Here is an 18,240-nt window from a genome sequence, read left to right on the forward strand (position 1 = left end):
CGCGGCTTGCCAGCAAAAATCAATCTTATCGCGATCGGCGTCATCGTCGCTGCTGCCGGCCTCAGCGGCTGCACGTCGACCTCGCAGATGAAGCCCGCGCCTGCCTTTACCGAAACCGCGACCGCCGCGGGCGCCGATGCCGGTTTCACCATTCCTTTGCCGGAGACGGTTTCGGTGCTGCCGGAATCATCCGGCATTACCCCCGTGCAGGCGGCCGATCTGTCGGCCAGCCCCGCCGCGCCGGCACTCGATCCCGCCGCGCAACCGGCGGCTGCCGCGACCGCCGCCTTTGCCGGATCGACCCCGGCAGCGCCGGCCGTGCCCGTGGTGATGACCGCCAACGCGGCGCCCGCCGTGGTCAAGACCAACGCCACGGCCGAAACCGCCTATGCCATCGCCGGCGTCACGCCGGCGGCGGGCAGACAGAAGACTCTGCTAGCCGGCGGCACGGTGTCCCAGGCGTCGATGATGCCCGGCGTGCAGCAGGTGGCCTATGTCGTGCCGCAGAACCCGGCCGCCCTGGTGCAGTTCCCGGCCGCGCCGGTTGATCCGGTCGCCCCGGCCGAAGAAGAGCATGCGACCGGCATGCGCGGCGACGTCGACCGGCTGATCGTCAAATACGCCGCGCTCTACCAGGTGCCGGCGGACCTTGTGCGCCATGTCGTCAACCGCGAGAGCACCTTCAACCCGAAGGCCTACAACAACGGCCATTGGGGGCTGATGCAGATCAAGCACGCGACGGCGCGCGGCATGGGCTATGACGGGCCGGCCAAGGGCCTGTTCGACGCCGAGACCAATCTGAAATACGCGGTGAAATATCTGCGCGGCGCCTGGCTGGTGGCCGGCGGCAACGCCAAGCGCGCCGACTGGCTCTACCAGACCGGCTATTACTTCGACGCCAAGCGCAAGGGCCTGCTCGAGGCTACCGGCCTCGGCACCGACCGCAAGCGGCGTCCGCAGCCCGACGCCTGAGCGCGATGCCTGAACCGCGTCCGCCGGCCCCGAACGACATCCGGCTGCGCAAGATCCTCGACGAGACGCTCGTTCCACCGCGCTGGCCCGATGGCTTCGTCATGCGCTGCTTCGAGCCCGGTGACGCGCCGGCCTTGCATGCGCTGCTGAGCGAAGTGTTCGACGACGGCGCCGATGGCCCGTTCGAGGAGTGGTGGCCGCGTGTCGCCAACGACCCTGAATTCGATCCGGCGCTGTGTTTTCTCGTCATCGACGCCAAGGGCCGGCTGGCGGCGGCGGCGCTCTGCTGGTCCCGCGCCTTCGTCAAGGCTTGCCGTTCACCCCGAGGCGCGCGGCAAGGGCATCGCCGAGGCGCTGATGTGGCACAGCTTCGCCACCTTTCGCGAACGGGGCGCCGAGTGTGTCGACCTGAAGACCAACACGGTGGAGAACGCCGCCGCCGTCCGGCTCTATGAGCGGCTGGGGATGTCGCCGGTCGCCTGGGAAGGCTAGGCCGGTCGCTTTCTGTCGATTGGTGCCGGCGGATTTTCCCGCCGCCCGAGCGCAAACCACCCACGCATTGTGAGCCGCTTCACATAGGCGGCGACCGGCCCATGCTAACGCAACGTCATGACGCCATTTAGCCGATCCGGGATCGTCGATCGGCTGGGCACAGGAGGAGGCTGCACCGGCATGTGGTGGCCCCTCCATGGCGGGTTCCGGGGCGGGGGTTTCGGGACCCGCCTTCATGCGCGATCTTTTCCCTAGATATCCGGTGCGTTGCCGATCTTCTGCTTGAGATCGAGCGCCCAGGCGCGGCCTTCGTCGCCGCCCCACAAAAGCCACGCGATGTAGCCTGCCGACGGGTTCGCCTCATTGCCGTAGTTCCTGCCGCGCTTGTCGACCTCGTGGCGGGCGAAATAGCTGACCATGCGGCGGATGGTGGAGGGGGCGAGCTTCTCCCGGTTCTTCAGTTCGGTCGCCCGCGCGACGCCGATCTCGGTGCCGCCCCGGCCGAACTGCTTGCGCAGCCTCAGGCCCTTGGCGGCGTTGTCGGCCACCACTTGCGGGCAGCGCAGGTCGATCTCGTCGTCGTGCATGGTTGTCCCCGGATCGCGGTGCCGAACAGATACAACGCCATCCCGCCATGCGCAAAAATGTCGGAAGGGATCGCTGCGAAACGTCCTTGGGTCGCAGAGCAACCGCGCCGGGACGCCGGCGCCGTGACCCAAGGAGCCGATCATGATCACCTTTCCCAACGAATCCGCCCGATATCGCACCGCCCGCGAAAGACTGTTGCGGAAGGAAATCGAATTGCGCCGTGCCATGGAGGACGTCGCCGTGGCGCGGCGCGCGCTGCCGCCGGGCGGGCTGATCCGCCAGGATTATGTGTTCGACGCGCTGGACGCCGATGGCAAGCCCGCCAAGGTCAGGCTCTCGGAGCTGTTCGCGCCGGGCAAGGATTCGCTCATCCTGTACAACATGATGTTTCCGCGCCATCCGCAGGAGACGCGCGACGTGGCGACCAGCGGCGGGACGGCGAAGCTGGCACGGCCCGACCAGCCATGCCCATCCTGCACGGCGCTGCTCGACCAGTTCGACGGCGCGGTCGGCCATCTCGAGGCCGCCGGCTTCAACTTCGCCGTGGTGGGCAAGACCGCGCTCGAAAACCTGGTCACGCTCGGCCGCGACAGAGGCTGGAGGAACATGCGGCTGGTGTCCTCGGCCGCCAACAGCTTCAAGCGCGACTACAATGCGGAGGCGGCAGACGGCGCGCAGATCCCGCTGCTTTCGGTGTTCCATCGTGATGCCGACGGCATCCGCCATTTCTGGTCGTCGGAACTGGATTTCGCCCCGACGGATCCCGGCCAGGACCCGCGCGGCCTCGGCACCTGCGAAACGCTGTGGAACTTGATGGATTTCACGCCGCAGGGCCGGCCGAACTGGCACGAGCAGCTGCAATATGGCGAGGCGTGCTGTCATTGACAGCCGGCTGGTTCAGCCGCAGCGCTTCAGTTCGGAGTGGCTTTTCAGCACATGGTCGCCAACCACCTGCCCGATGAGATAGGCGGGTTCTTGCCTGCTCGCCTTGCGCACGGTTTCCGCACTGTTGATCGCGCGCTTTACATCGCTGGTGAACCTCTCGCTCAAGTCGGCCGGAACATCGGAAGATCCGCTGCATTGATAGTAGACGGTTTGCGACCCCTTTCACGGATACGAAGTGCGACTCACAACTAGAAACATATGGGACTTGGTGCGAGAAAGCGTGGTTGGCTTTGTCAACGACAATGCCCTTAGTCATGGCGCGGCGATGGCCTTTTATGCCGCAACGTCGCTGGCCCCAGTTCTGATAATTGTCGTCGCGATAGCTGGCATCGCATTTGGTCATCACGCAGCGCAGTTGGCTTTGTCTGCTCAGATATCGGGGCTGATGGGTTCAGAAAGCGCAGCGCTCCTTCAGACAGCCCTCGAAGGGGCATCCAGCAAATCATCGGGGACCCTGGCGGCCATCGTTGGCGTGGCCACCTTGCTCGTCACCGCCTCTGCGGTCTTTGGCGAGATGCAGCAGGCCCTGAATGCAATATGGAAGGTTGAAACGAAGGGGAGTTCGCTGTCGCGTCTCTTGCGTGCGCGTGCAGCAAGTCTCGGCTTGGTCGCCGCACTCGGCTTTATGTTGCTGGTGTCCCTGGTGGCGAGCGCCGCGATCTCGGCTCTGGGCAACATGATCAGCGCTCAATTGCCGTTCGGCGAATTTGTTCTGAGCGCGATCAACACCTTAATTTCCTTTTCCCTGATCTCCGTGATGTTCGCCGCTATCTACAAAGTCTTGCCGGATCGTGTCTTGGAATGGCGGGATGTCGGGATCGGTGCTGTCGTGACCGCCGCACTGTTCACATTGGGGAAGTCGCTTATCGGTTGGTATATCGGCACAAGTGCGATCGCATCGTCATATGGTGCGGCCGGAGGGTTGCTCGTCATACTGCTCTGGGTCTACTATTCATCGGAAATCTTTCTGCTCGGTGCAGAGTTGACCCGCGCCTATTCCGTTCGACATGGCAGTAGGTCCGACCTGAACGGTCTGGTTCAAAATGCGTCCACTTCAGAAAAAACTGTTTCAATTCGCCAAAAGCCCAGCTCTTCGGGTGCCGTTGCGTTGTTGGCGGTGGCGTGCGCGAGTGCAACGATGACAGCCTTTCTGCTGGGGCCTCGTCGCCCATAGCGTCAACATCGACAGACCATGCGTGTGATGGTGCGCTGTGGGACGGCGAGGAGGAGGGCGAGGTGACGCTGCAGTCATGAGGTTGCTCCTTCAAGGGCAGCGGGTGCTCCAACGCGGCCTGGCAAACCCAGTACCGCAAGGTGGCTCTGTGCCTGCGCCTGCCGTGAACTAGACTGCGGCCATCAATCCGAGGGAGCAGCAATGCCCAAGATCGACCTGTCAGCCGTGCCCGTGCGCAAGGGCTCGGGCTATCCCGCGCCCTTCGATCAACCCTGTGCGACCCGCACGCGGCGGCGGTTAGGCGATGCCGGTGGCCTCACCGATTTCGGCGTCAACCTGATGACATTGCCGCCCGGCGGCTGGTCGAGCCAGCGGCACTGGCACAGCCATGAGGACGAGTTCGTCTATGTGCTGGAAGGCGAACTGACGCTGGTCGAGGACGGCGGCGAGACGCTGCTGCGCGCCGGCGATTGCGCGACCTTTGCCAGGAACAGCGGCAATGGCCATCACATGATCAACAGGTCTTCCACGACGGCGCGCTATCTGGAGGTCGGCTCACGCAACCCGGACGATGTCATCACCTGTTCCGACATCGACATGATGAGCCCGAGTTCCGACGGACGTTTTTTGCACAAGGATGGCACGCCCTATCCGGGGCAGGGGTGACTGGAGCCATGCCTTTCCTTCTCCCCTTGTGGGAGAAGGTGGCCTCGCAAAGCGAGGTCGGATGAGGGGTGTTCCAGCTTGGCAATACGGTCATTTGTGAAAGTAGTTCAGGGCGAGAATCAGCAACGCCCCATTTCTTCCAACACCCCTCATCCGACCCGGCGCTAGCGCGCCGTGCCACCTTCTCCCACAAGGGGAGAAGGGAGAACGGCGCTGGCGTTCGGCTGGCGGCGCGATAAGCTGCCCTGAAACTCGGGGAGATCACTATGAAGAAGGAAGTCATCGAAGTGCCGGTGCTGTCGGCGGCCGTGCGTGCGCTGGGCGTGCCGCTGTCGCTGGTGACCAGGGCCGCGGGGCTGGTCTTCGTGTCCGGCACGCCGCCGCTCGATATCTTCACCGGCAGGCTGGTCAAGGGCGACATCGAAACGCAGACCGAAGCGTCGCTGACGGCGCTGAAACATTGCCTGGAAGCGGCCGATACCTCGCCGGAAAACGTGGTGATGGTGCGCATCTACGCCGTCAATTCCGGCTTCTACAACGCCATCAACCGCGTCTATGCCAGGCATTTTCCCGAAAATCCGCCGTCGCGGACCTTCGTGCCGGTGGCGTCATGGCCGATGGAGTTCGACATCGAGATCGAGTGCGTGGCGGTGGCGTGAGCGCTGGACCATGCGTCGGCGCTGGCGTTCCGCCAGTGCCGGGATAAGCTCCCTAAAATCAGAGGTTATCGCAAAGACCCCCTCATCCGGCCGCTTCGCGGCCACCCGTGCCGGGGCGAGTCACTTGCCTCGCCCGTCCTTCGGACCCCCGCTGGGGAGAAGAGACTGGCGCCCGCGCTGGCAATCTCCTCTCCCCTCGGGGAGAGGTCAGCCGAGCGAAGCGGAGGCTGGGTGAGGGGGTCTTTGCGCCAGCCTGACCAACAAAGGAAGATTGCCATGAAGAAGGAAGTCATAGAGGTGCCGGTCATGTCGGCCAAGGTGCGGGCGCTCGGCCTTCCCTGTTCGACAGCGGTGAGGGCCAACGGCTTCGTGTTCATCTCGGCGACGCCGCCGGTGGACATGGTGACCGGCGAGATGGTGCGCGGCGACATCGAAACGCAGACCGAGGCGTCGCTGAAGGCGCTGAAACATTGCCTGGAGGCGGCCGGCACCTCACTGGAGAACGTGGTGATGGTGCGCATCTATGCCGTCAATTCCGGCTTCTACAACGCCATCAACCGGGTTTATGCGAAGTATTTTTCGACCAACCCGCCGGCGCGCAGCTTCGTGCCGGTGGCGTCGTGGCCGATGGAGTTCGATATCGAGATTGAGTGTGTGGCTGTGGCGTGAGGGTAGGTTCTCGCCCCCTGATTTCAGCATCGTTAGTGGTCGCGGATGGCGTGCTCGTTATGCGGGCGGCCTTCCAGCATGTTGCTGATTTTGCCTGCCTTGTGCGCCGGCGCCAGGGCGCCCATAGTCAAGGGCGGCCGGATTGCCGGCTAGGACTGACAATGCCTGAGCAGCCGGAGCCATGAGCACGAGCCCGCTACGCGTGGCGGTCGTTGGCGGCGGCATTGGTGGCGCCGCCACGGCTTTCGCCCTGCATCAACGCGGCATGGAGGTTCGTCTCTATGAGCAGGCGGCGGCCCTGGCCGAGGTCGGCGCCGGCGTCGCCATCCAACCGAACGGTGTGCGGATGCTTCGGCGCCTCGGCCTTGGCGACGAGCTGATCCGTTTGGGGGCGAGATGGGTCGACCCACAGTTTCGGCGCGCCGATGGCGCCTATGCCGCGGCGATGTGGCCGCCCGAGCTTGCCGGCAAAATCGAGTTCCAAGGCATGCACCGCGCCGATCTGCTGGCCATGTTCGTCGACCGGCTGCCTGCTGATCGTGTGAAGGCTGGCCACAGATGCATCGGCTTCGAGCAGGATGACGGGCAGGCCGTGATCACTTTCGCCAATGGTTTGCGCGCCACGGCTGACGTCGTGATCGCGGCCGACGGCATCCATTCGACCCTTCAGCAGTTCGTCGTCGCCCCGTCCGCCCCGCTCTATTCGGGATCGGTCGCCTATCGCGGCGTGATCCCGGCGGGGAGCGTCTCGTGGCCGCCGGGAGCGATGCGCAACTGGCTCGGTGCAGGCAGGCATTTTCTTGTCTTTCCCGTGCGCGCCGGCCTGCTCGTCAACTATGTCGGCTTTGTCACGACCGATGAGCCGTTGAAGGAGTCGTGGTCGGCGCGGGGCGATCCCTCCGCGCTTGCCCGGGAGTTCGCCGGCTGGGACCCGATGGTCGAGACGATTATCGCCCAGGTGAAGACGACGTTTCGGTGGGGCCTGTTCGATCGCGAGCCGCTCGCAAACTGGACTCGCGGGCGCCTGACCCTGCTGGGTGACGCCGCCCACCCGATGCTGCCGCACATCGGACAGGGAGCCAATCAGGCCATCGAAGACGCCGTTGCACTGGCGACGGTGCTGAGCCATGCGGACCGCAAGTCAGCCCCCCAGGCGCTGCTGGTCTACGAACAGCTGCGACGCGAGCGGACTGCCGGCGTCCAGCGCATGTCGCGCGTGAGTGGTGCCCGCTATGACGCAGCCAGCGGCGACTTGCATGCCCGCGACCGCAAGCTTGACGCCCAGCGGCAGGAACGCGCCTGGGTCTGGAATTACGACGCTTATGCGGAAGCCGAGACCGCCGCCGCTTCGCTCTAGAGCATGATCCCGAAAAGTGGAATCCGGTTTTCGGGAAAGATCATGCTCAAACAAAGAGATAGAGCCCCATCCCGATTCCATCGGGATGGAACAGGCTCTAGGCAAAATACTCCTGCAGCGGCCTGACCTCCAGGCTCCCCGCCTTCAGCGCCGCAATCGCTTCCGCAACCGCGGCCGCGCCCGACAACGTCGTGTAATACGGCACCTTCTGCATCAGCGTTGCGCGGCGCAGCGACTTGGAGTCCGACACCGCCTTCTGGCCGTCCGTGGTGTTGAAGACGATCTGCACCTGGCGGTTGCGGATGGCGTCCTCGATGTGGGGGCGGCCTTCCAGCACCTTGTTGATCTTTTCCGCGACGACGTCGTTTTCGGCGAGGAAGCGCTGCGTGCCTGAGGTGGCCAGCACCTTGAAGCCAAGGCCAGCCAGGCGCTTGACCGCCGGCAGGATGCCCTTCTTGTCCTCGTCGCGCACCGAGACGAACAGAGTGCCGGAGCGGGGCAGGTCGACGCCGGCGCCGAGCTGGCTCTTGGCGAAGGCGAGGGCAAAATCGCGGTCGAGGCCCATGACCTCGCCGGTCGAGCGCATTTCCGGGCCGAGCAGGATGTCGACGCCGGGGAAGCGGGCGAAGGGGAACACCGCTTCCTTGACCGCGATGTGGCCGGGGTTCCTGGGGTCGGGCATGGCGCCGTAATGGGCGAAGGCGTCTTCTAGGGTCTCGCCGGCCATGATGCGGGCGGCGATCTTCGCTATGGGACGGCCGATGGTCTTGGCGACGAAGGGCACGGTGCGCGACGCGCGCGGGTTGACCTCCAGCACATAGACCGTGCCGTCCTTGATCGCATATTGCACGTTCATCAAGCCGCCGACATTGAGCGCGCGGGCGAGCGCGGCCGTCTGGCGTTCCAGTTCGTCGACCAGCTCCGAGGGCAGCGAGTGCACCGGCAGCGAGCAGGCACTGTCGCCCGAATGGATGCCGGCCTCCTCGATGTGCTCCAGGATGCCGGAGACGAAGGTTGACTTGCCGTCGCAGAGGCAGTCGACATCGACCTCGATGGCGCCACTGAGATAGGTGTCGAACAAAAGCGGGTTCTTGCCCAGCAGCGTGTTGATCTGGCCGGTCTTGTCGTTGGGATATTTCTGCTTGATGTCCTCCGGCACCAGGCCGGGCACGGTGTCGAGCAGGTAGGACTGCAGCATGCTCTCGTCATGGATGATCTGCATGGCGCGGCCGCCGAGCACATAGGAGGGGCGAACCACCAGCGGGAAGCCGAGTTCGCCGGCGACGAGGCGGGCCTGCTCGACCGAATAGGCGATGCCGTTCTTCGGCTGGGTCAGGCCGAGCTTGTGCAGCAGCTTCTGGAAGCGATCGCGGTCCTCGGCCAGATCGATCATGTCGGGCGAGGTGCCGAGGATCGGGATGCCGGCCTTCTCCAGCGCGTCGGCGAGCTTCAGCGGCGTCTGGCCGCCGAACTGGACGATGACGCCGACCAGCTCTCCAGAGGCCTGCTCGGCGCGCAGGATCTCCAGCACGTCCTCCGCCGTCAGCGGCTCGAAGTAGAGACGGTCCGAGGTGTCGTAGTCGGTCGACACGGTCTCCGGGTTGCAGTTGATCATGATCGCTTCATAGCCGGCGTCGCGCAGCGCGAAGGCGGCATGGCAGCAGCAATAGTCGAACTCGATGCCCTGGCCGATGCGGTTGGGGCCACCGCCGAGGATGACGACCTTCTTGCGCGACGACACTTTCGCCTCGTTGGCGAGGTGGCCGGCAAACGGCACTTCATAGGTCGAGTACATGTAGGCGGTGGGCGAGGCGAACTCGGCCGCGCAGGTGTCGATGCGCTTATAAACCGGATGAACGTCGAGCTTTTCGCGAATCTTTGCAATCACTTCGGCGTCGGTCTTCGTCAGCGACGCGAGGCGGGCATCGGAGAAGCCCATCGCCTTCAGCATGCGCAGATTGACGGCATCCTGCGGAATGCCATGCTCGCGGATGCGCGCTTCCATGGCCAGGATGCCGGCGATCTGTTCGAGGAACCACGGGTCGATCTTGCACATGGCGTGCACGTCTTCGAGCGACGTGCCCATGCGGATCGCCTGCGCCACCATGCGCAGCCGGTCGGGCGTCGGCGTGCCCAGGGCAGCGCGGATGGCGTTGCGGTCGTCGGCATGGTTGGCCGCCATGGCACCGTGGCCGATGCCGGGGATCTCGATCTCGTCGAGGCCGGTCAGGCCGGTTTCGAGACCACGAAGCGCCTTCTGCAGCGATTCCTGGAAGGTGCGGCCGATGGCCATGACCTCGCCGACCGACTTCATGGCGGTGGTCAGCACCGGCTCGGCGCCGGGGAATTTCTCGAAGGCGAAACGCGGGATCTTGGTGACGACGTAATCGATCGACGGCTCGAAGGAAGCCGGCGTGGCACCGCCGGTGATGTCGTTCTCCAGCTCGTCCAGCGTGTAGCCGACGGCAAGCTTGGCGGCGATCTTGGCGATCGGGAAACCGGTCGCCTTCGAAGCGAGCGCGGAGGAGCGCGAGACGCGCGGGTTCATCTCGATGACGACCAGGCGGCCATCGGCCGGGTTGACGGCGAACTGCACGTTGGAGCCGCCGGTCTCGACGCCGATCTCGCGCAGCACCGCGATCGAGGCGTTGCGCATCATCTGGTATTCCTTGTCGGTCAGCGTCAGCGCCGGGGCGACGGTGATCGAGTCGCCGGTATGCACGCCCATCGGATCGATGTTCTCGATCGAGCAGACGATGATGCAATTGTCCGCCTTGTCGCGGACGACCTCCATCTCGTACTCCTTCCAGCCGAGCACGCTTTCCTCGATCAGCACTTCGGTGGTCGGCGAGGCGTCGAGGCCGGACTGGACGATGTCGTAGAATTCGGCGCGGTTGTAGGCGATGCCGCCGCCGGTGCCGCCCATGGTGAAGGACGGGCGGATGATGGCGGGCAGGCCGACATGGTCGAGCGCCTGGGCGGCGATCGCCATGGCATGGCTGATGTAGCGCTGCTTGCGGTCGCCTTCGCCGAGGTTCCAGCGGGTTTCCAGCGCGTCGAGCGCGGCGTCGAGGTTCTCGGGCTTCTCGGCCTTCAGCGCCGCGCGCTCGGCCTCATGCGTCTTGCGGTCGGCGTTCTTGACGTCGGTGGCGTTGGCCAGCATCGACTTCGGCGTTTCCAGCCCGATCTTCTTCATCGCCTCGCGAAACAGCGCGCGGTCCTCGGCCTTGTCGATTGCCGTGGCGTCGGCGCCGATCATCTCGACATTGTAGCGGTCGAGCACGCCCATGCGGCGCAGCGACAGCGCGGTGTTGAGCGCGGTCTGGCCGCCCATGGTCGGCAGCAGGGCGTCGGGCCGTTCCTTGGCGATGATCTTGGCCACCACTTCAGGCGTGATCGGCTCGATATAGGTGGCGTCGGCCAGTTCCGGGTCGGTCATGATGGTGGCCGGGTTGGAATTGACCAGGATGACGCGGAAGCCTTCTTCCTTCAGCGCCTTGCAGGCCTGGGTGCCGGAATAGTCGAACTCGCAGGCCTGGCCGATGACGATGGGGCCGGCCCCGATGATCAGGATCGACTTGATGTCGGTGCGTCTTGGCATGGCGTAGGTCCGTTCGGCGGGCGGCTTGCACAAAAAACCGGGACGGGAAGACCCGGCCGGTTGTGCTCGCGATTCTGGTATCAGGCTAGGAGGGCCTTATAGGGAAGAGTTTGCCCGATGTAACCCCGAAAATGCGAGCGGAGGCAGTGGGATTAGGCAGTAGGGATTGGGCAGTAGGCAGTAGGGCTTTTCAAGCGCCTTGAACGTACACCCCTACTGCCTATTGCCTACTGCCTAATCCCTAGTCTCCGAACGCCACTGCATCCGGGATCTCAAAGCGTTCGGACACGCCGACGCGGATCATGTTCAGGCTGCCCTCGCGGGTGAAGCGGAAATCGCTGTCCGCGTTCGAGCCGGCGGGCAGGCCGGCGGAGAAGGAGATGATGCGCGTGCCGCCATCGGGCCAGGTCACGGTCACGTCGGCCTTGTCGGTGCCGTTGCGGGTGACGCTCGCTTGGCAGCCGGTCATCGGCTGGCCGACATAGCGCGCGCAGGGGATTTCCACGGCTCCGGAGGCGGCCGCCTCCTGGAGGGGAGGCTGGGCTGGCGTGGGGTCCTGGATCTCTCCGGTCGGCGGGGTTTCATTCGCCGCCAGCGCCAGGCCGTAGGCATCCTGCATGGCGGTGATGGCGGCGGATTCCATTGGCGATTCAGAGGCGGCCTGCCCGTCGCCACCCAGCCGCGCCGAGAGGTCTGGCGGTAGTGCCGGCGCCGACTGGTTGGAGGCGGCGGACCCGGCGGCGACTTCGCCGTTTGCTGCCGGAGCGGCCTCCATTGTCCCGGTCGTGCCTTCGACATAGGCAGCCGGATTGAGGGGGATCAGGTAGCGCGCGGGCGCCCATCCGCTTAGCTTCGGGTTGTCGGTGGCCGCGATCTTGCACCATTTGTGGCCGTTGACGTCGTTGCAGCCGAGATTGGTGACGCTGGCGCCAGCGTCCAGCCGCATCTGGACCTTGGCGATTGCCGATGCGGCGACGCGGACGTTAAGGAGATCGTTCGGCGCCAGGCCAGTCACGATGGAGATGACGATGTCCTGCGCTTCTTCGGCCAGCGCGGGGGCAATGATCGGCGATGCCGCCATCAGCAGCGGGGCGGCAATCAGCGCATGCAGGGTTGTTCGGAGCGTAACTGTGCGCCTCATCATGTGGCCGTGCGCTGATACTCAAGTCACCATGCGGCGGCAGGGTCGAACCGCGCCACATGCCCGGCCGATTTTATAAGGGACGAGGCGGCGCCATGTAAGCCCGAAAATTCAGGGGTCTGTGTGAGCTCGGCCTGTTCCCGATCAGCCTGGGGCATGGGTAGGTTCAGCCGGGGCGGCATGAACGCAAGAGCGTTCAGCCCGGCATGAGCTTCGCTCAGCCTGGCGGCATGAATGCAAGGGCATTCAGCCTGGCATGAGCTTCGCTCAGCCTGGCATGAACCCGGTCCTGAGCGCGTGTGCCCATTCCGGCCGTCCCGCCTGTTCGGCCTGGCGCGCCGCCGCTTCGTGATCGTAGTCGACGGCGATGGAATCGAAGCGGTCGGGCTGGCCGGCGCCACCCAATGTGACAATGCCGTAGCGCGCATGCGGTGAGCCTTGCTCGGAAACATGCGCCGGGGGCGTCGCATCGTCATAAGCGGGGCAACCGATGCTGCCCGGATTGAAGATGATGGGACCGTTGGGGACGCGGATCAGCTCCGCGCGGTGGCTGTGGCCGCACAGCGCGATGCGGCAGGCGGGGTCGAGCGCCTTCAGCCGCCGGCGGATCGCCGCCAGCGGCGCGCGCACCAGTCGGCCATCGACGACCGTGTCGGCGAGGTATTTCTCGTCATGGTCGGGACGGGCGTGGAAGGCGATGACGCCGGGCGCGATCTCCAAGGTGAGGGGCTGCGCAAAAAGCACCTGGCGCTGCGCCTGCGTCAACCGCTCCTGCGCATAGGCGTCCGAAGCCCACATTTCTTCGTCGGCCGGATCGGCGGCGACGCGGCGGTCGTGGTTGCCGCGCACCGTCGGCAGGTTGAGCGCCTGCAGCCGCTCAAACGTCTCGCGCGGCCACAGCGGGCCGGAAACGCTGTCGCCGAGATTGACGGTCAGCTCGGCGCCGCCACGCCGCTTGAGATCGTCGAGCACGGCCTCCAGCGCCAGGACATTGCCGTGGATATCGGCGAGGACGGCGATGCGCATTTGGGGAGCTCCGTGGGGTGACTGGTCACGGGAAGGGGACCTTCCAGGACTTGGGTTCCTCGCCCCCACTCCGTGAGGGAGAGGAAAACCCTCAGGCAGAAATCTCGATGTCGTGGCCGCCGACCGCCGGCAGGGCTGGATCATCTCCGGCCGCCGCGATGACGCTGTCGAGCAGGCCGGGGAAGCGGGCGTCGAGGTCGGCGCGGCGCAGCGTGATCATCCGGCTGGTGCCGACCACTTCGGCGCGGGTGACGCCGGCCTCGCGCAATTTGGCGAGGTGATAGCTCAGATTGGTCTTCGAGCCGAGATCGAGGAACTGGCTGCAGTTCAACGGCACGCCTTCCTTGCTGGCGAGATAGCGCACGATGGCGAGCCGCGTCGGGTCGCCGAGCACGCCAAGCACGATGGGCAGGCTGATCTGGTCGGTATTGGGGTGAGGCAAGGTCATGGCTGGAACCTAAGCACAGTTCCGGCCGATTTCAACGCGTCTGTCCCGCCGTGGCCGCACACACTGTTTCTCCGTTTTGCGATCCATGCTGACACAGGGCTGTCAGGACGGTTCAGCTATTTTTCCCTGGCTTCATTGACAACATGCCCTGTTATGTCCAATTGTTCAATAACTTTTGAACTAAGGATATCAGCCATGGACAAGCGCCTCTTCTGGCTTGCGCTCGGATCGTTCACGATCTCGACCGAAGGCTTCGTCATCTCCAGCCTTCTGCCCGACATCGCCCGGGATGCCGGCATTTCCATCCCGCTGGCCGGCACGCTGATCACCGCCTTCGCGCTCGCCTATGCGGTCGGTACGCCGATCCTGGCGACGCTGACCGGCGAATGGGACCGGCGGCGCGTCATCCTGTGGACGCTGGTGTTCTTCGTCATCGGCAACATTGCCGCGGCCATGAGCTCTTCCTTCGAACTGCTGCTGACCGCGCGCGTCGTCATGGCGCTGTCGTCGGGCCTGTTCGCGGCGACCGCGCAGGGCACGGCGGTGGCGCTCGTCGATGACCACCACCGCGCCCGCGCCATCGCCGTCGTCGTCGGCGGCACCACGGTGGCCGTCGCCGTCGGGGCGCCGCTCGGTGCGCTGGTTGCGACGATCGCCGGCTGGCGCGGTACGTTCTACGCCATCGCCGGGCTTGGCGCGCTTGCGGGCGCCATCCTATGGTACCGGCTGCCGCGCGGCATCGTCGGCACCCGGCTGCCGCTCAGGCGGCGGCTTGCCGCGGCCATGCGTCCCGGCGTGATGCCAATCCTTGTGACGACATTGCTGGCGCTGACCGGTGCCTTCACCGTCTTTGCCTATGTCGCGCCGCTTGCCATCGAGGGCGGCGGGCTCAGCCAGATCGCGCTGCCCGGCATGCTGCTCGCCTTCGGCGTCGGCGCCGTCATCGGCAACATTGCCGGCGGGCAAGCGGCCGACCGCTTCGGCGCCACCCGCACCGTCGGCTGGTCGCTGACGCTGAGCGCCGCCATGCTGGTGATGCTCTCGGTCATCCCGACCTTCCTGCCGCAGCACATCGCCGGGCCGGCGCTGATGGCGATGATGGTGCCGTGGGGCATCGTCGGCTGGGCGTTCCCGCCGGCACAGGCCAGCCGCATCATCAAGCTGGCGCCTGACGCCGCCCCGATCGTGCTGTCGCTCAACGGCTCGGCGCTCTATCTCGGCGTGGCGCTGGGCGCGGTGGTTGGTGGTGGCGTGCTGCGCTATGGCGCGCCGGCCGATCTCGGCCTGGTCGCCGCGGCCTTCCCGATCGTCGGGCTTGGCATCGTGCTCGCCGGCCGCTGGGCGGCTCGGCCTGTCGCGATGCCGGCGGAATAAGGTCTGTCTGCGATGCCGGCCGGCTCAACTGGCCGGCGGCAAGTCAAAATCGAGCGCGGCGATCTCATCCAACGCCGCGCGCAGCCTCGCGGCCTTGTCCTTGCCGATCACATCCTCGAAACGCTGCTGGGCGACCTGCCACAGCTTCATTGCCTCGTCGAGCTTGACCAGGCCCCGAGGCGTCAGCCGCACCCGCTTGATGCGGCGGTCGTCGGGGTCGGCGAATGTCTCGACATAGCCGTCACGGATCAGCGGCTTCAGCGTATGGCCAAGCGCCGACAGGTCCATGACAAGGGCGGCGGCAATGGCGCCCATCGCCGGCTCGCCGCCGATATGGATCTGGTAGAGCAGGCCCTGCTGCGTGGCTTTCAGGCCGGAAGGCGCCTGCACATCATCATAGAACTGGCCGAGCTTGCGCGCCGCGCGCCGCAGCATGGCATTGTTGCAAAGGGTCAGTCCGGGCAGCGCGTCTTTCGACATGATGGGTCCTTGGCGACGGCGACGTGATGTCCGTCCGCTGCCTGACAAATAATCCCGGTTTCGATCATTGACAAGATAGTGGCATATGCCTACTTCACCAATAGTGGTATATGCCACTAAATGAAATAACGCAGCTTTGCCGGCAAGGCGAGGGCGATTGCCCACGGTGCCGGCGGCCAGGCAAATCAATCGAAGAAGGACCAGGACAATGAGTGGACAGAGCAACAAGGGCACGGCGGTCGTCACCGGAGCCTCGTCGGGCATCGGCGCGGTCTATGCGGACCGGCTGGCGGGGCAGGGCTATGATCTGGTGCTGGTGGCGCGGCGCGCCGATCGGCTCGAGGAACTGGCGGAGAAGCTGCGCTATGCATACGGCCACAAGGTCGGCGTGATCAGCGCCGATCTCGCCGACGACAACGACGTCCGCCGCGTCGAGCAGGCGATCGCCGCCGACGACAGCGTGACGCTGCTGGTCAACAATGCCGGCCTTGGTGGTGCGCCGTTGGTGGCGACGGCGGACGCCGATGTCGCCGAGCGCATGATCAAGGTCAATGTCATCGCCTTGACGCGGCTGACCCGTGCCGTCTTGCCCGGTCTGATCGCACGCAATCGCGGCGCCATCGTCAACATCGCCTCGGTGCTCGCCTTCGACACCTCGTTCGGCGGCATCTACAGCGGCACCAAGGCCTATGTCGTCAACTTCACCGAGGCCCTGCAGCGCGAAGTCGCGGGAACCGACGTGACGGTGCAGGTCGTGCTGCCGGGGGCCACCCGGACCGATTTCTGGGAAGCCGCCGGAAGCGACATCAACAACGTTCCGCAGGAGATCGTCATGAGCGCCGACGATCTGGTCGACGCCGCCCTTGTCGGCCTGGCCAGGGGCGAAGCCGTGACCGCGCCGGGGCTTGCCGATGCGGCCAAGCTGGATGCCTTCCTTGGCGCCAGGCAGGGCTTTTTCGGCAGCCTGCACGCCAACAAGCCGGCAGCGCGCTACGCGGCTTGAGGTAGGTAGCGCCGACCTCGCAGGACTTGGGTTCCTCTCCCCACATCCGTGGGGGAGAGGAACCGGATCCTAAGCCGACCGCCACATCGGAATGATCGAGGCAGCCAGCACCAGCGCCAGAACGATGTTGAGCGCGCGCCATTGCCACTCGGTTTTGAGCAGGCGGGCAAGCAGCATGCCGGCCACGCACCACAGCGACAGCGAGGCGGCGGCGGCGAGGCCGAAAGTGGCGCCGAGCAAAAGCGCAAGCTGCAGCGGTCCGCTGGCGAGAGCCGCGAACGAGGCCGCCGCGCCCAGCCCCATCGCCCAACCTTTGGGGTTCATCCACTGAATGCCGGCGCCGCCGAGAAAGCTATTCGGTCTGGCCATGGTCACGTCCAGATTGGGCGGCCCGCTGCGGCCGATCCTGATCGCCAGCCAGACGAGATAGAGCGAGCCGGCGATCTTCATCGCCAGTTGCAGGGAGGGCACGGCAAGCAGCAGGCCGGCGAGCCCGGCGGCGGCGGCGCCCGTCACGGTGGCGAGGCCGGCGGCGCTGCCGACCAGCAAGGGAACGGAACGGCGAAAGCCGAACCGCGCGCCGGATGCCGTCGACAATGTCGTCGCGATACCGGGCGTGGTGGTTGCGACGATGGCAAACAGGACGAGGGGGATGATGGGCTCGAACATGCGGCTTCCTCTGTTAGAGGCCTGCCATCGTAGCTGCGCATCAACTTCAGTAAATACAATGTTTGCCATGGTTGGCATTAGAAGTCATAATGCCAACATGACCCGAAACCTCGACATGGCATTGATCCGCACCTTCGTGACCGTCGCCGACAAGGCCAGCATGACGGCGGCCGCCAACGCGCTGCATCTGACGCAAGGCGCCGTCAGCCAGCAGGTCAAGCGGCTGGAGGAGGCGCTCGGCTCGAGCCTGTTCGAGCGCGACCGGCGCGGCTTGCGGCTGACGCGCGCCGGCGAAAGGCTGTTCGGCAAGGGCAAGCGCCTGCTTGGCCTCAATGACGAGATATGGGCCGAGATGGTGGGCACCCAGGTGGCCGGCCAGGTGCGACTCGGCGTGCCTTACGATCTTGTCGGCACCTTGCTGGCGCCGGTGTTGAAGACCTATGCCGAGACCTATCCACAGGTCGAGATCTCGCTGGTCTGCGCCTCGTCGCCGGAGCTTGTGGCGGCACTTGCGGCCGGAACCATCGACCTTGCGGTGATCGAGGAACGTGTTGGCCCGTCAGCCGGCGAGTGCCTGGCCATCGACCGGCTGGTCTGGGTCGGCGCCAAGGGCGGCGTTGCCCGCGCCAAGCGGCCGCTGCCGGTATCGATTGTTGCCGACACCTGTGCCTTCCGACCAGCTGTGCTGTCGGCGCTCGGCGAGCACGGGCTCGAATGGCGCACCGTGTTCGAGAACGGCAACATCGACGCGACGACCGCGACGGTCCGCTCGGACCTCGCCGTCACCACCTGGCTCGCCTCCACCGTGCCGGCCGATCTCGACATTTTGCCTCTCGACTCCGGGCTGCCACCGCTGCCGAATTTTGCCATCAACCTGCATCTGCCAAGGCATGGCGTCGGTCCCGCCGCGCAGGAATTCGCGCGCCACATCCGCGACGGGCTGGCGCGGCGGCCGGTGGCGGCTTGAAGCCTCTCA

General features: G+C 65.5%; 18 protein-coding genes and 1 pseudogene. 11 read left to right on the forward strand and 8 right to left on the reverse strand.

Annotated features, from left to right (window positions below; genetic code table 11):
• Positions 1-6 precede the first annotated feature (6 nt).
• Together BLS48_RS16755 and BLS48_RS36685 are read left to right on the forward strand one after the other, a co-directional pair.
• Positions 7-972, forward strand: coding sequence for a lytic transglycosylase domain-containing protein (locus tag BLS48_RS16755; RefSeq protein WP_091579316.1), 966 nt, complete (start codon positions 7-9; stop codon positions 970-972).
• Positions 973-977: 5 nt separating this feature from the next.
• Positions 978-1,464 (forward strand): annotated as a pseudogene (locus BLS48_RS36685) (GNAT family N-acetyltransferase).
• Between the two features lie 251 nt (positions 1,465-1,715).
• On the opposite strand, the gene BLS48_RS16765 reads toward BLS48_RS36685, so the two are convergent.
• Positions 1,716-2,051 (reverse strand): hypothetical protein, encoded by a 336-nt coding sequence (locus tag BLS48_RS16765; RefSeq protein ID WP_091579319.1) that lies wholly within the window; start codon positions 2,049-2,051, stop codon positions 1,716-1,718.
• A gap of 142 nt (positions 2,052-2,193) precedes the next feature.
• Between BLS48_RS16765 and BLS48_RS16770 the strand changes: the two genes are divergently transcribed.
• Complete coding sequence (locus tag BLS48_RS16770; protein ID WP_091579321.1) at positions 2,194-2,937, forward strand: DUF899 family protein; 744 nt, start codon at positions 2,194-2,196, stop codon at positions 2,935-2,937.
• Between the two features lie 12 nt (positions 2,938-2,949).
• On the opposite strand, the gene BLS48_RS35685 is transcribed toward BLS48_RS16770, so the two are convergent.
• On the reverse strand, positions 2,950-3,102 hold the full coding sequence (locus BLS48_RS35685; RefSeq protein WP_167365100.1) for a hypothetical protein: 153 nt from the start codon (positions 3,100-3,102) through the stop codon (positions 2,950-2,952).
• 115 nt (positions 3,103-3,217) lie between these two features.
• Here BLS48_RS35685 and BLS48_RS16775 point away from each other — a divergent pair, with 115 nt between their 5' ends.
• The 5 genes from BLS48_RS16775 to BLS48_RS16795 all read left to right on the forward strand — a co-directional run bounded on the left by BLS48_RS16775 (position 3,218) and on the right by BLS48_RS16795 (position 7,522).
• Entirely contained in the window at positions 3,218-4,171 is a 954-nt protein-coding gene (locus BLS48_RS16775) for a YihY/virulence factor BrkB family protein (protein ID WP_244529635.1), read from the forward strand.
• A 201-nt stretch (positions 4,172-4,372) separates the two neighbouring features.
• Positions 4,373-4,837: a cupin domain-containing protein gene (locus tag BLS48_RS16780; protein WP_091579326.1), complete on the forward strand. Its 465-nt coding sequence runs from the start codon at positions 4,373-4,375 to the stop codon at positions 4,835-4,837.
• A 266-nt stretch (positions 4,838-5,103) separates the two neighbouring features.
• The gene (locus BLS48_RS16785) at positions 5,104-5,496 is read left to right on the forward strand and encodes a RidA family protein (protein ID WP_091579329.1); all 393 of its coding nucleotides are present in this window, start codon (positions 5,104-5,106) and stop codon (positions 5,494-5,496) included.
• Positions 5,497-5,772: 276 nt separating this feature from the next.
• Positions 5,773-6,165, forward strand: coding sequence for a RidA family protein (locus BLS48_RS16790; RefSeq protein WP_091579332.1), 393 nt, complete (start codon positions 5,773-5,775; stop codon positions 6,163-6,165).
• 181 nt (positions 6,166-6,346) lie between these two features.
• Positions 6,347-7,522, forward strand: coding sequence for an FAD-dependent monooxygenase (locus tag BLS48_RS16795; protein ID WP_091579335.1), 1,176 nt, complete (start codon positions 6,347-6,349; stop codon positions 7,520-7,522).
• A 97-nt stretch (positions 7,523-7,619) separates the two neighbouring features.
• Here the strand turns inward: BLS48_RS16795 and carB are convergent, their stop codons facing one another.
• The 4 genes from carB to BLS48_RS16815 all read right to left on the reverse strand — a co-directional run bounded on the left by carB (position 7,620) and on the right by BLS48_RS16815 (position 13,738).
• Positions 7,620-11,123 carry a carbamoyl-phosphate synthase large subunit gene (gene carB / locus BLS48_RS16800; protein ID WP_091579498.1) on the reverse strand — a complete coding sequence of 1,168 codons (3,504 nt, stop codon included), beginning with the start codon at positions 11,121-11,123 and terminating at the stop codon, positions 7,620-7,622.
• Between the two features lie 241 nt (positions 11,124-11,364).
• Positions 11,365-12,264 carry an SH3 domain-containing protein gene (locus BLS48_RS16805; RefSeq protein WP_091579501.1) on the reverse strand — a complete coding sequence of 300 codons (900 nt, stop codon included), beginning with the start codon at positions 12,262-12,264 and terminating at the stop codon, positions 11,365-11,367.
• Positions 12,265-12,531: 267 nt separating this feature from the next.
• Positions 12,532-13,290, reverse strand: a complete 759-nt coding sequence (locus BLS48_RS16810; protein ID WP_091579338.1) for a metallophosphoesterase family protein — start codon at positions 13,288-13,290, stop codon at positions 12,532-12,534.
• A gap of 91 nt (positions 13,291-13,381) precedes the next feature.
• Positions 13,382-13,738 (reverse strand): ArsR/SmtB family transcription factor, encoded by a 357-nt coding sequence (locus BLS48_RS16815; protein WP_091579340.1) that lies wholly within the window; start codon positions 13,736-13,738, stop codon positions 13,382-13,384.
• A 195-nt stretch (positions 13,739-13,933) separates the two neighbouring features.
• Here BLS48_RS16815 and BLS48_RS16820 point away from each other — a divergent pair, with 195 nt between their 5' ends.
• Positions 13,934-15,112, forward strand: a complete 1,179-nt coding sequence (locus BLS48_RS16820; protein ID WP_091579343.1) for an MFS transporter — start codon at positions 13,934-13,936, stop codon at positions 15,110-15,112.
• Positions 15,113-15,136: 24 nt separating this feature from the next.
• On the opposite strand, the gene BLS48_RS16825 is transcribed toward BLS48_RS16820, so the two are convergent.
• Positions 15,137-15,592 carry a MarR family winged helix-turn-helix transcriptional regulator gene (locus BLS48_RS16825; protein ID WP_091579345.1) on the reverse strand — a complete coding sequence of 152 codons (456 nt, stop codon included), beginning with the start codon at positions 15,590-15,592 and terminating at the stop codon, positions 15,137-15,139.
• Positions 15,593-15,800: 208 nt separating this feature from the next.
• Between BLS48_RS16825 and BLS48_RS16830 the strand changes: the two genes are divergently transcribed.
• On the forward strand, positions 15,801-16,595 hold the full coding sequence (locus BLS48_RS16830; RefSeq protein ID WP_091579348.1) for an SDR family NAD(P)-dependent oxidoreductase: 795 nt from the start codon (positions 15,801-15,803) through the stop codon (positions 16,593-16,595).
• Between the two features lie 69 nt (positions 16,596-16,664).
• On the opposite strand, the gene BLS48_RS16835 is transcribed toward BLS48_RS16830, so the two are convergent.
• Positions 16,665-17,264 carry a LysE family translocator gene (locus tag BLS48_RS16835; RefSeq protein WP_091579351.1) on the reverse strand — a complete coding sequence of 200 codons (600 nt, stop codon included), beginning with the start codon at positions 17,262-17,264 and terminating at the stop codon, positions 16,665-16,667.
• A 97-nt stretch (positions 17,265-17,361) separates the two neighbouring features.
• On the opposite strand from BLS48_RS16835, the gene BLS48_RS16840 reads away from it, so the two are divergent.
• Positions 17,362-18,231, forward strand: coding sequence for a LysR family transcriptional regulator (locus BLS48_RS16840; RefSeq protein WP_091579353.1), 870 nt, complete (start codon positions 17,362-17,364; stop codon positions 18,229-18,231).
• The last annotated feature ends 9 nt before the right edge of the window (positions 18,232-18,240 follow it).

This window comes from Mesorhizobium qingshengii, from assembly GCF_900103325.1.
Lineage (GTDB): Bacteria > Pseudomonadota > Alphaproteobacteria > Rhizobiales > Rhizobiaceae > Mesorhizobium > Mesorhizobium qingshengii.

What these genes read in the sequence shown, in the direction of transcription:
- BLS48_RS16765 (WP_091579319.1), bottom strand. Translation starts at nt 2,051, where the DNA reads ATGCACGACGACGAGATCGACCTGCGCTGCCCGCAAGTGGTGGCCGAC.
- BLS48_RS16815 (WP_091579340.1), bottom strand. Translation starts at nt 13,738, where the DNA reads ATGACCTTGCCTCACCCCAATACCGACCAGATCAGCCTGCCCATCGTG.
- carB (WP_091579498.1), bottom strand. Translation starts at nt 11,123, where the DNA reads ATGCCAAGACGCACCGACATCAAGTCGATCCTGATCATCGGGGCCGGC.
- BLS48_RS16840 (WP_091579353.1), top strand. Translation starts at nt 17,362, where the DNA reads ATGACCCGAAACCTCGACATGGCATTGATCCGCACCTTCGTGACCGTC.
- BLS48_RS16795 (WP_091579335.1), top strand. Translation starts at nt 6,347, where the DNA reads ATGAGCACGAGCCCGCTACGCGTGGCGGTCGTTGGCGGCGGCATTGGT.
- BLS48_RS16780 (WP_091579326.1), top strand. Translation starts at nt 4,373, where the DNA reads ATGCCCAAGATCGACCTGTCAGCCGTGCCCGTGCGCAAGGGCTCGGGC.
- BLS48_RS16825 (WP_091579345.1), bottom strand. Translation starts at nt 15,592, where the DNA reads ATGTCGAAAGACGCGCTGCCCGGACTGACCCTTTGCAACAATGCCATG.
- BLS48_RS16835 (WP_091579351.1), bottom strand. Translation starts at nt 17,264, where the DNA reads ATGTTCGAGCCCATCATCCCCCTCGTCCTGTTTGCCATCGTCGCAACC.
- BLS48_RS16790 (WP_091579332.1), top strand. Translation starts at nt 5,773, where the DNA reads ATGAAGAAGGAAGTCATAGAGGTGCCGGTCATGTCGGCCAAGGTGCGG.
- BLS48_RS16805 (WP_091579501.1), bottom strand. Translation starts at nt 12,264, where the DNA reads ATGAGGCGCACAGTTACGCTCCGAACAACCCTGCATGCGCTGATTGCC.
- BLS48_RS16810 (WP_091579338.1), bottom strand. Translation starts at nt 13,290, where the DNA reads ATGCGCATCGCCGTCCTCGCCGATATCCACGGCAATGTCCTGGCGCTG.
- BLS48_RS16830 (WP_091579348.1), top strand. Translation starts at nt 15,801, where the DNA reads ATGAGTGGACAGAGCAACAAGGGCACGGCGGTCGTCACCGGAGCCTCG.
- BLS48_RS16770 (WP_091579321.1), top strand. Translation starts at nt 2,194, where the DNA reads ATGATCACCTTTCCCAACGAATCCGCCCGATATCGCACCGCCCGCGAA.
- BLS48_RS16820 (WP_091579343.1), top strand. Translation starts at nt 13,934, where the DNA reads ATGGACAAGCGCCTCTTCTGGCTTGCGCTCGGATCGTTCACGATCTCG.
- BLS48_RS16785 (WP_091579329.1), top strand. Translation starts at nt 5,104, where the DNA reads ATGAAGAAGGAAGTCATCGAAGTGCCGGTGCTGTCGGCGGCCGTGCGT.